The sequence below is a fragment of the Modicisalibacter sp. genome, assembly GCF_055145905.1.
The window spans coordinates 51998-62045 of record NZ_JBSREH010000018.1; the positions used below are offsets into that span (position 1 = coordinate 51998).

Below are 10048 nucleotides of genomic sequence, written 5' to 3' on the forward strand. Positions count from 1 at the left end.
CTGTCGCGACGTCAGCCGGCCCCGGCGAGCAGATCGCTGCCGTCGGGCATCGCCAGCTTCACCGCCCGGGATTCGAGCGTCACCTCGAAGCGGCGCAGATGGCGCGGCTCGCCATCCAGGTTGAGCGGGAAGGCGTCGCGGCTGGTGAAGGTCAGGTCGGGCGTGCGGATCGTGCGCACGAACTCGCCGTCGCGAGGCAGCTGCTCGATTTCATGCAGCAGCTGACGCATCTCGCTCAGCGAGGCGAAATGCCGAACCACCAGCACGTCCAGCAGCCCGTCGTCGAGCTTGGCGCCGGGGGCCAGGCACTGGCCGCCCCCGGCCTGCCGACCATTGCCGATCGCCAGCAGGAACAGTGGCGTCTCCAGGGACTCGCCCGCCCACTCGAGACGCCCCTGATAAGGCTGATAGTGCCAGGCCTTGAGCATGCCCATCAGCGAATAGGCGCCACCGCCGAGCAGGCGCTTGAGCGCCACCGGGGTCGACGTGGTGATCTCCGCCCCGAAGCCGCCGGTGGCCATGTTGATGAAACAGTCCTCGCCCAGGCGGGCCACATCGACTCCATGGCCATTCGCGGTCAGGGCGAGCGACAGCGCCGGCTCCGCATCAAGAGGCAGGCCGAGGCCATTGGCGAAATCATTGGCACTGCCCAGCGGCAGGATCCCCAGCGTCGGGCGCCGTGGCACATCCAATGCCATCAGCCCTGCGACCACCTCGTTGACGGTACCGTCACCGCCGCCGGCGATGAGCCTCGACACGCCGGTCTCGGCCGCCTCGCGGACCAGGCGAATCGCATCGCCGGCCTCCCAGGTCACACGCACGTCCAGGGAGTGACCCTGATCGCGCATGGCCTGAACGGCGTCGCGGACATCGGGAAGCTGCGCCGCCTTGCCGTTGAGGATCAAGCGGGCCTGCGGCGCCTCGGGCTGAACCATGCTTGGTCTTCCTTGTGCATTCCATTGACCGCTATACCATCGCCCCTCCACGCGCCCCTCGCAAGTCTCGAGCCACTCACGTCGGGCGGGAGCCCCTGTCGGTCACCAGCAACAGGGCTACCGGCAGGCTCGCCATGAAGGCCAGCGCCACCTGAAGGGGCAGTGATGTGGCCAGCACCAGGCTGGCCAGCACCGCGCCGCCGCCCAGCTGCAGCGCCCCCAGCAGCGCCGCCGCCGTGCCGGCCAGGTCACGAAACGCTTCCAGCGCCAGGCTGGAGGCCGCCCCGAGGGTCAGCGAAAAGCCCACCGACAGAATGGCCACCGGCCCCATGAACGCCACCACCGACAACGGCAGAGCCCATGCGGCCAGCCCCTGCAACCCGCCGGCCAGCAGCACCACCCTCAAACCGAGCCGCACGGTGTGCCGCCGCCCCAGGCAATGAATGACCCGCGGGGCCAGGAAAAAGGTCGCGATATTGACCAGCGCATTGCCACCGAAGCAGGCAGCGAAGGCCAGCTCGCTCAGCCCCAGGCGCTCGACCAGCAGCACCGGGGCCGCCGAGACATAGATCAGGATCGCCGCCATGCACACCCCGGCCGTACCGGCGTAGCGCAGGAAGCGCCGCTCGCCGAGCACGCGACGATAGCGCGCGAGCCGGTACAGGGGGCGCGGAACCTCGGCATCTCGCGGGCGGGTTTCCCCGAATGTCGCGAACGCCGTCACCAGCAGCAGCAGCGCGAACAGGGCCATGAAGGCAAAGTTGCTGCGCCAGCCGAGCTGCACGGCCAGTACGCCACCGACCACCGGCGCCAGCGCCGGAATCAGGCACAACGAACCGTTCAGATAGCTGTAGAGCCGGGCACCTTCGGCGGGCGTGTACAGGTCGCGCACCGCGGCAAAGGCCACCGTGGTGGCAGCGCAGGCTCCCAGCCCCTGCAGCACTCGCGAGACGTACAACGGCGCCAGTGAGGTCGCGCTCATGGCCAGCAGCGCGCCCAGGCCATAGAGCAGCGCGCCCAGCAGCAGCGCGGGTCGGCGGCCGAAGCGGTCGGTCAGGGGGCCGACCAGAACCTGCCCGAGGCCCACGCTGAACAACAGCAGCGTGATGGTGATCTGCAGCGCCGAGGATGGCTGCCCCAGATCACGGGCCATGACCGGCAGCGAGGGCAGGTAGATGTCGATTGCCAGCGGGGTCAGCATGACGGCGGCGACCAGCAGCGCCAGCCGTACGGTGGAGGTCGGAACGGGGACGTCTCGGGACATGCAGGCTCCAGGTGTCGGCAGGCGCCTACTGTAACGTTCGTCCCGGCCGGCGCAAGGACTCACTGCCCGGCGGGCGACAGCTGGAATTCGAGCACCTTCTCCTCGGAATGACGCAGATGGGCCGCCAGACGCTCGAGATTGCGCTTGTCGTGGGTCTGCAACACCATGTGGTAGTGAAACAGCGTACCGTGTTCACTCAGTCGGTAGCTCATGGTCTGGATCGTGCAGTCGAAGTCGCCGATCTGGCGACGAATCGTCGCCTCGTCGGGCACGTGGCTGATCGGATAGCTCTGGACATGGTCGGCGTAGTACTCGGCCGGCAGATGCTGCTCGACCCAGCGGAACAGTGACAGGGTCAGCAACGTGCCCACCGTGACCAGCACCGCCGGCATCATGAAGCCCACTCCGAACAGGATGCCCAGCGCCGAGGTCATCCAGATCGAGGCTGCCGTGGTCAGACCGTGAACATTGAGCCCCTCCTTGAAGATCACCCCCGCGCCGAGAAAGCCGATCCCGGTCATGATGCCCTGGGCCATACGGGTCGGGTCCGTCCGAACGGTGTCTTCAGGAAGACTGGCATCCAGCCACTGCCACTGGTGGGTGGTCACCAGCATCAGCAATGCCGAGGCCACGCAGACCAGGGCATGCGTGCGAAAGCCCGCCGGACGGCCGTGAAAGCTGCGCTCCAGCCCGATCAGGCTGCCGGCCAGCCAGGCCGAGCCCAGATTGACGAGAATGACCAGCACACCGTCCTGCATCGTCGCCTCCTTCTTCTGCCTGCCATTGTTTTCAAGAATAGCTGAAATGCCCGACCCGCCGGCTTGCAGCCGGCCGGACAATCGCCCAGAGTCAGGACGTTACGCTCATCGCGACAAGGAGGCTCGCGTGACTCCATCAGGATCCACGACACCACCCGGCAATACCCAGGAACTCGACGACCGGCATCTGCCCTCTCAGGCCGCCGCCGTTCACGAAACCATTCGCGCCGATGGCGAGAAGGAGCTGACCCGCACCGCCTCGGCGCTGTTCTGGTCGGCGCTGGCCGCCGGCCTGTCGATGAGTTTCTCCATGCTGGCCAAGGGGCTGCTCGCCGCCCACTTGCCGGACAGTGACATCGCCTACCTGGTGGCCTCGCTGGGCTACACGGTCGGCTTTCTGGTGGTGATTCTCGCCCGGCAGCAGCTGTTCACCGAAAACACTGTCACCGCCGTACTGCCGCTGATGAGCCAGCCGGGAACGACCAAGCTGTTTTGTCTGCTGCGGCTATGGAGCGTGGTGCTGATCGGCAATCTGGTGGGCACCGCGATCTCGGCCTACGCCATCGTCACCATGCCGCTGTTCGACGGCGAGACGCACCAGATCTTTCTCGGGCTCGGGCATCATGTGCTGGAAAACGGGCTCGGCGAGATGTTCGCCAAGGGCGTGGTCGCCGGCTGGATGATCGCCACCATGGTCTGGCTGATTCCCGCCGCCGGGCCGGCCAAGATCTGGGTCATCCTCATCGTCACCTATCTGGTGGCAATCGGCGGTTTCACCCACATCATCGCCGGTTCCACCGAGGTGATGTATCTGGTGTTCGCGGGCCAGGCTTCCTTCGGCGAATACCTGTTCAACTTCGTCCTGCCGGTGCTGGCCGGCAACGTGGTGGGCGGTACCTTCATCTTCGCGCTGATCAGCCACGCCCAGATCCGCAGCGACGGCTGACCACAGCGACGGCTGAACGCGAAGACGGCCGCCGGGATGGCGGCCGTCTTCCTCAATCACGGCAAGTGTCAGGCGGTTGCCGTCTCGTCGGGGGCATCCTCGGCGACCGTCGCCCCAGCCCGGTTGAGCGCCGAGAGCACCGCCTTGAGCGAGGCGCTGACGGTATCACCGTCCTCGGCCAGGCCGCAGACCCGCTGCCCGTCGACATTCAGCTGGACGAAGGCGATGGCGCTGGCATCGCTGCCCTCGCCGAGGGCATGCTCGCCGTAATCGACCACACTGACCGTCTGTCCGCTGTGGCGCTGCCAGGCATCCATGAAGGCCGAGATGACGCCATTGCCCTCGCCCTCCAGCTGCAGCCGGCGGGTGCCTTCGCCGAGGGTCGCCTGGAGCCGTTCGGCGCCGTCGCGATCCAGCCGGTAGCCCTGCAGGTTCAGCGGCGCCGCCGCGACGAAGGTGTCCATCAGGATGTCGCGGATCTGCTCGCTGGAAAGCTCGCCGGTGACCTGTTCGCTGGCCTGCTGGACGTGGGGCGCCAGCTCCAGCGTCATCCAGCGCGGCAGGCTGATGCCGAAGTCCCGCTCGAGCAAAAAGGCCATGCCGCCCTTGCCCGACTGGCTGTTGACCCGGATCACCGCCTGATAGTCGCGGCCCAGATCCCTCGGATCGACGGGCAGATAGGCGACCTGCCAGGGCTCTTCGTCGTCCTGCTTGCGCAGGCACTTGCGAATCGCGTCCTGATGACTGCCGGAAAACGCCGTGTAGACCAGCTCGCCGACCCAGGGATGGCGCGGGTGCAACGGCAGGCCGGTGCATTCGGTGCAGACCTGGATGATCTCGTCGGGGTTGGACAGGTCGAGCTCGGGATCGATGCCCTGGCTGTAGAGGTTCATGCCCAGGGTGACGATGTCCATGTTGCCGGTGCGCTCGCCGTTGCCGAGCAGGGTGCCCTCGACCCGGTCGGCGCCGGCCAGCAGGCCCAGCTCGGCCGCCGCGGCCGCCCCGCCGCGATCGTTGTGGGTATGCAGCGAGATGATCGCACCGTCCCGATTCTTCAGGTGGGTGACGAAGTACTCGATCATGTCGGCGAAGTGATTGACCGGCCCCACCTCGACGGTCGCCGGCAGGTTGAGGATGCAGGGACGCTCGGGCGTCGGCTGCCAGACATCCATCACCGCCTCGCAGATTTCCACCGCGTAATCGAGCTCGGTACTGGTGAAACTTTCCGGTGAGTACTGGAAGCGCCACTCGGTCTGCGGATAGCGCGCGGCGTATTCCTGCACCCAGCGTGCGCCCTGCACGGCGATCGCGGTCACGCCGTCGCGGTCCTGTTCGAAGACGCGCTCACGCTGCACCGTCGAAGTGGAGTTGTAGACGTGCACGATCGCCTGCTTCACGCCCTCCAGCGCCTCGTAGGTACGGGCGATCAGCGGCTCGCGGGCCTGCACCAGGACCTGAATGGTGACATCATCGGGAATCTGGTCCGCTTCGATCAGCCAGCGCACGAAATCGTAGTCCGGCTGGCTGGCGGCGGGAAAGCCGACCTCGATCTCCTTGAGGCCGACCTTGACCAGCAGCGCCCACAGGCGTTTCTTCTGTTCGACGCTCATCGGCTCCAGCAGCGCCTGGTTGCCGTCGCGCAGGTCGACGCTGGCCCAGATCGGGGCACGGGTCAGAGTGCGTGACGGCCACTGGCGCTGGGCGAGCGGCACCGGCGTGGCCGGCGTGTACTTGCGATGGTCGAACGAAGCCATGGGGGTATCCTGTCGATCGTGAAAGCGTGGGAGAAAGCGGCATGGGCGGCGCTGCTCGGGTTCCCGCGGTCGGGTCGACGATTCAGGGGAACGGGGCCGGCCCTTGTGAGGCGTGCGGCCCGTTTTCGAAACTTCCGGACGGTGAGCCGGACATCGCTTGTGGCGACAGGAACAGCATATGCCCAGACGCGAGGCAATGGATTGCGAATGCGTTGCCGCTTCGCAATGAAATCGGCATAAAATGCCAATTCGAAAAGAAATTTCGGCAGAAAATTCCCGACATGACGAAACAGCCCGCACCATTGGCCCTGGATCGCTACGATCGACACATCCTCGAGATCCTGCAGCGTGAAGGGCGCATCAGCAATCAGGAACTCGCCGACCGCATCGGGCTTTCGCCCTCGCCCTGCCTGCGCCGCGTCCGCGCCCTCGAGGAAAGCGGACTGATCGTCGGCTACCGGGCCCGGGTCGACAGCCGTCGGCTGGGCTATAGCCTGACGGCACTGTTGCACATCTCCATGGACCGGCACACGCCGGAGCGCTTCGCCAACTTCGAGGCCCAGGTCGCCGCCCTGCCCCAGGTGCAGGAATGTCTGCTGATCACGGGCCAGGAGGCCGACTACCAGCTCAAGGTGGTGGTGCGCGACATGGACGACTACCAGAACCTGCTGCTCAACTGCATCACCCGCATCGAGGGCGTCAGCGGTGCGCACTCCAGCTTCGTGCTGCGCCGGGTGATCGACGACACGGTGCTGCCGGCGCCGGACTGAGGCCACCGCGCCATGCCCCTCGCCGGCGGAAGATGCTATCGTCGGCGACTCATCCATCGACACCCGATTCGCCGGGTATCCGCACAGGGAGAGCGCCATGTCCTCGAAGGTCTATTGCATCGCCAGCTTCAAGCCCAGGCCCGGCCGGGAGGATGCCGTCTTTCGTGCCCTGCAGGCACTGGAGCCCAACGCCCACCGCGAGGACGGCTGCCTGCGCTATACCGTGACCCGCCACGTCGACAATCCCTTCGCCCGGGGCACGAGCTATCCGATCGTCTTCCACGAAGTCTGGGCCGACCGTGCGGCGTTCGAAGCCCACTGCCAGCGCGCGGAGATCCGCCACTTCTTCGCTACCCATCTGGAAGCCGAGGACGGCGACATCGAGGACGCCAACGTCTGCGTCTATACCGACGAGCCGACCGACTTCGACGCCCCCATGCTCTGACATCGCGTACCGCCCATGCTCCATGGTTCCCGGCAATGGCTGACCGGGATCGGCACCGCCCACGGTCATGCCTCGCTGCATCTCGGCCGGACTCGGCTGACCCTGAGACCGGCGACCCCCGCCGATCTGGCGGACGTGGAGCAGTTGGTCCACGACAACATGCGCCCCTACCTGACTGACCAGGGGCTGAGCTGGAACAGCGAGCAGTTCCGCCGACGCTTTCAGGAAGCGGACAATGCCTGCCTGGTGTCGTCAGCGGCCCTGGTGGCCTTCCTGTCGCTCCTTCATGCCGACGACCACCTCCATGTGCGCGAACTGCAGGTGAGCACCGACTTTCGTGGGCAGGGTGTCGGCACCTGGCTGATCCGCCATGCGGAGGCGCTGGCCGGTGAACACGGGCACAAGCCATTGCGCCTGAATGTGATGAAACACAACCCGGCGCTCCGGCTCTATCGCCGCCTGGGCTTTCGGGTGACAGCGGAAACCCCGGGAGGGCTGGTCATGGAGAAGCGCCTCGATACAACCGGGCACCCCACCCTTTAGTCGGCTTACAATAGCTCCTGGCGGAGCGACTCAGCCTGAGTCCTCCCTTGTGTTCTGATCACTGAACGGAGGTTCCATGGAGGCTACCACCGCCGCCACACCCCGCACCCAACCCGGCCGTCTGACCGGCATGAGCTGGGCGCACTTTCTCAACGACGGCGCCGCCAACTACCTGCCGGGCGTGCTGCCGGCGATCCTGGTATCTCTCAACCTGTCGGTGGCACTGGCCGGCACGATCATGGCGGCCCTGTTGATGGGCCAGGCCCTGCAGCCGCTGGTGGGGCTGCTCGCCGATCGGGTGGGCGGCCGGGTGATGGTCGCCCTGGGGCTCGCCGGTTCGTCGCTGGGCGGCGCGCTGGTCGGCTTCACCTCCGATGTCTGGGCGCTGCTGGGTGTGCTCGTGCTGATCGGCGTCTCCAACTCCTTCTTCCACCCGCAGGCCCTGGCGGGCGTGCGCCGGCTGGGCGGCGACAAGCCCGGCACGGCAATGTCGATCTTCCTGGTCGGCGGCGAGGTGGGACGCGGCGTGTGGCCGGCCATCGCCAGCTGGGTCGTCGTCCAGTGGGGGCTGGAATACCTGTGGGTGCTCGCCCTGCCCGCGCTGCTGACTCTGCCGTTTCTGCTGCAGTGGGCGCCCAGCCTGCCGCCCCGCGACAGCGACGCGGCCCCGATCCAGTGGCGACGCCACACCGGTCCGCTGACCCGCCTGGTGGCCTTCTCGACCCTGCGCTCGCTGATGATCTTCTCGGTGGTGACCTTCGTGCCGCTGATGTGGACACAGGCCGGCGGCTCGCTGACCACCGGTGCCAGCTTCATTACCGTGATGCTGGTCATCGGCGTGATCGGTAACGTCGGCGGCGGCCATCTCTCGGATCGCGTGGGACGCCGCCCGCTGATGCTCGCGGCGATGGCCGTCTCCGTGGTGATGCTGGCTGCCTTCCTGCTGGCCGACGGTCTGTGGCTGTGGATCGCCCTGGGCGTGCTCGGCATCTGCCTGTTCTCGACGCTGCCGCTGAGCATCCTGATTGCCCAGGACATCCTGCCGGAGAATCGTTCCCTGGGCTCGGGCATGGCGCTCGGGCTGTCCAACGGACTGGCGGCACTGGGTGTCATGGCCCTGGGGCCGGTCGCTGCCGAATGGGGCGCGACGGCGCCCCTGTGGGTGGCGCTTGCAGGCGGCGTCGTCACGGTTCCCCTGGCACTGGGGCTGCCGGAGCATCCCCGCGCCGAGTCCCGCTAACCGTCGTCACCCCGACCGCGCTACACTCGACCCATTCATCCGCCCCTGCCTGAACGGGGCGGCGTAGCGATCACGCGCGCAGCCTCATGGGTGGCGCCGTTTCGGGGGGAGTCGTCATGAAGGACCATCACGGCAAACGTCTCGCCGTTCTGGGTTGTGCAACGTTTCTCGGTCTGGCCGGCCTGACCGCGCCGCCGGCCCGGGCGGACACCACGCTGGCCGGCAAGGCCGAGCACAAGGCGAGGATACTCGAGCAGATCGCCGCCGAGTCCGGCGATGCACCGTCGCCCGACACCGCGCGCATCACGCCGAGCGGCGCCCAGGCCGTCGATCCGCAAGGCGCCGCACCGCTCGATGACCCGCTCACCTGTCTGGCCCGCACCCTCTACTGGGAAGCCCGCGGCACCTCGGCCCGGGAAATGGGCGCCGTGGCCAGCGTGGTACTGAACCGGCTCGCCGATGCGCGCTTCCCCGGCACCGTCTGCGGCGTGGTACTCCAGGGCTCCGAGCAGGGCCGTTGCCAGTTTTCCTGGTGGTGTGATGGACGCGCCGACGACGCCGGCGAGAGTGATGCCTATCGACATGCCAAGGAAGTCGCCCGCCGCGCCCTCAACGGCCAGACACGGGACGTCACACATGGGGCGCTCTACTTTCATCACCGGGGCATCTCGCCACGCTGGGCCAGCCGCTTCGAGCGCACCCTGACCTCCGGCGACTTCGTGTTCTACCGGCCCGAGTGACCCCGTCACGTCGGCAAGAACGACAGACGCCGCGGGATCACCGCGGCGTCTGGCGTTTCGACCACTGACTCAGGCGTAGGTATTGATCTGCGTACCGACGCTGCCGGAGGTCGCCAGCTTGTTGTCGCCCTGCTGCGGAGATACCGACTCCATGAGCTGGGAGACGTGAGAGGACTGCGTGTCCAGCGACTCCTTGAGCAGGCTCATCTGGTTCTGCTGGCCGGCATTGTACTGCTGCAATGCCGAGGCCATGCCGCTCATCGCACTGATGGAATCCATGCGCATACCTCGCTGTGTGAAGGGGTGAATTTTGACGCTAGCACCCTTGATATCGGCCGAGCCACGAAAACCTTGGGCGAGGATACGAAACTCCTACACAAGCGCTGACTCCGTGAATACCCTCATCACAACTCACGTTCATCGGCTCGCGAGACAGCCTCGCAGGGCTTACCATACCGGCTGCACCCGCCATCGATGGTACCCATGAAATATATTGGAGCCCATGTCAGCGCCGCCGGCGGCCCTGACCAGGCCATTCGTCGCGCCCACGCCCTGGGTGAAGTGGACCCCATTCACTGAACCACCTGACAGGCGAGCTAAGCTCTGACCGGGTTGTCATCAGGCGTCAGGCCGCCTGGATCAGTGGTTGATCG

General features: G+C 66.7%; 11 protein-coding genes. 6 read left to right on the top strand and 5 right to left on the bottom strand.

Translation table 11 applies throughout. From position 1 onward, the window contains the following. Positions 1 to 11 precede the first annotated feature (11 nt). The 3 genes from yegS to ACTCB7_RS06935 form a co-directional block, all read right to left on the bottom strand. Positions 12 to 935, bottom strand: coding sequence for a lipid kinase YegS (gene yegS, locus ACTCB7_RS06925; protein ID WP_463006080.1), 924 nt, complete (start codon positions 933 to 935; stop codon positions 12 to 14). 76 nt (positions 936 to 1011) lie between these two features. Next, positions 1012 to 2199 (bottom strand): Bcr/CflA family efflux MFS transporter, encoded by a 1188-nt coding sequence (locus ACTCB7_RS06930; RefSeq protein ID WP_463006081.1) that lies wholly within the window; start codon positions 2197 to 2199, stop codon positions 1012 to 1014. Positions 2200 to 2258: 59 nt separating this feature from the next. Then, positions 2259 to 2957, bottom strand: a complete 699-nt coding sequence (locus ACTCB7_RS06935; protein ID WP_463006082.1) for an MgtC/SapB family protein — start codon at positions 2955 to 2957, stop codon at positions 2259 to 2261. A 127-nt stretch (positions 2958 to 3084) separates the two neighbouring features. Here ACTCB7_RS06935 and ACTCB7_RS06940 point away from each other — a divergent pair, with 127 nt between their 5' ends. Then, positions 3085 to 3903 (top strand): formate/nitrite transporter family protein, encoded by an 819-nt coding sequence (locus ACTCB7_RS06940; RefSeq protein WP_463006083.1) that lies wholly within the window; start codon positions 3085 to 3087, stop codon positions 3901 to 3903. 68 nt (positions 3904 to 3971) lie between these two features. Here the strand turns inward: ACTCB7_RS06940 and leuA are convergent, their stop codons facing one another. Further along, positions 3972 to 5657: a 2-isopropylmalate synthase gene (gene leuA, locus ACTCB7_RS06945; RefSeq protein ID WP_463006084.1), complete on the bottom strand. Its 1686-nt coding sequence runs from the start codon at positions 5655 to 5657 to the stop codon at positions 3972 to 3974. Positions 5658 to 5938: 281 nt separating this feature from the next. Between leuA and ACTCB7_RS06950 the strand changes: the two genes are divergently transcribed. The 5 genes from ACTCB7_RS06950 to ACTCB7_RS06970 all read left to right on the top strand — a co-directional run bounded on the left by ACTCB7_RS06950 (position 5939) and on the right by ACTCB7_RS06970 (position 9395). Continuing rightward, on the top strand, positions 5939 to 6427 hold the full coding sequence (locus ACTCB7_RS06950) for an Lrp/AsnC family transcriptional regulator (RefSeq protein ID WP_163648435.1): 489 nt from the start codon (positions 5939 to 5941) through the stop codon (positions 6425 to 6427). A 97-nt stretch (positions 6428 to 6524) separates the two neighbouring features. Then, on the top strand, positions 6525 to 6872 hold the full coding sequence (locus ACTCB7_RS06955) for a putative quinol monooxygenase (RefSeq protein WP_163648434.1): 348 nt from the start codon (positions 6525 to 6527) through the stop codon (positions 6870 to 6872). Between the two features lie 15 nt (positions 6873 to 6887). Beyond that, complete coding sequence (locus ACTCB7_RS06960) at positions 6888 to 7415, top strand: GNAT family N-acetyltransferase (protein WP_163648433.1); 528 nt, start codon at positions 6888 to 6890, stop codon at positions 7413 to 7415. Positions 7416 to 7491: 76 nt separating this feature from the next. Continuing rightward, positions 7492 to 8655 carry an MFS transporter gene (locus ACTCB7_RS06965; protein ID WP_463006085.1) on the top strand — a complete coding sequence of 388 codons (1164 nt, stop codon included), beginning with the start codon at positions 7492 to 7494 and terminating at the stop codon, positions 8653 to 8655. Positions 8656 to 8771: 116 nt separating this feature from the next. After that, complete coding sequence (locus ACTCB7_RS06970; RefSeq protein ID WP_463006086.1) at positions 8772 to 9395, top strand: cell wall hydrolase; 624 nt, start codon at positions 8772 to 8774, stop codon at positions 9393 to 9395. Between the two features lie 69 nt (positions 9396 to 9464). Here the strand turns inward: ACTCB7_RS06970 and ACTCB7_RS06975 are convergent, their stop codons facing one another. Then, positions 9465 to 9674, bottom strand: coding sequence for a putative motility protein (locus ACTCB7_RS06975; protein ID WP_463006087.1), 210 nt, complete (start codon positions 9672 to 9674; stop codon positions 9465 to 9467). Between the last annotated feature and the right edge of the window lie 374 nt (positions 9675 to 10048).

Coding starts and splice junctions, on each gene's coding strand:
- ACTCB7_RS06960 (WP_163648433.1), top strand. CDS start 6,888: ATGCTCCATGGTTCCCGGCAATGGCTGACCGGGATCGGCACCGCCCAC.
- ACTCB7_RS06935 (WP_463006082.1), bottom strand. CDS start 2,957: ATGCAGGACGGTGTGCTGGTCATTCTCGTCAATCTGGGCTCGGCCTGG.
- ACTCB7_RS06955 (WP_163648434.1), top strand. CDS start 6,525: ATGTCCTCGAAGGTCTATTGCATCGCCAGCTTCAAGCCCAGGCCCGGC.
- ACTCB7_RS06970 (WP_463006086.1), top strand. CDS start 8,772: ATGAAGGACCATCACGGCAAACGTCTCGCCGTTCTGGGTTGTGCAACG.
- ACTCB7_RS06930 (WP_463006081.1), bottom strand. CDS start 2,199: ATGTCCCGAGACGTCCCCGTTCCGACCTCCACCGTACGGCTGGCGCTG.
- yegS (WP_463006080.1), bottom strand. CDS start 935: ATGGTTCAGCCCGAGGCGCCGCAGGCCCGCTTGATCCTCAACGGCAAG.
- ACTCB7_RS06965 (WP_463006085.1), top strand. CDS start 7,492: ATGGAGGCTACCACCGCCGCCACACCCCGCACCCAACCCGGCCGTCTG.
- ACTCB7_RS06975 (WP_463006087.1), bottom strand. CDS start 9,674: ATGGATTCCATCAGTGCGATGAGCGGCATGGCCTCGGCATTGCAGCAG.
- ACTCB7_RS06950 (WP_163648435.1), top strand. CDS start 5,939: ATGACGAAACAGCCCGCACCATTGGCCCTGGATCGCTACGATCGACAC.
- leuA (WP_463006084.1), bottom strand. CDS start 5,657: ATGGCTTCGTTCGACCATCGCAAGTACACGCCGGCCACGCCGGTGCCG.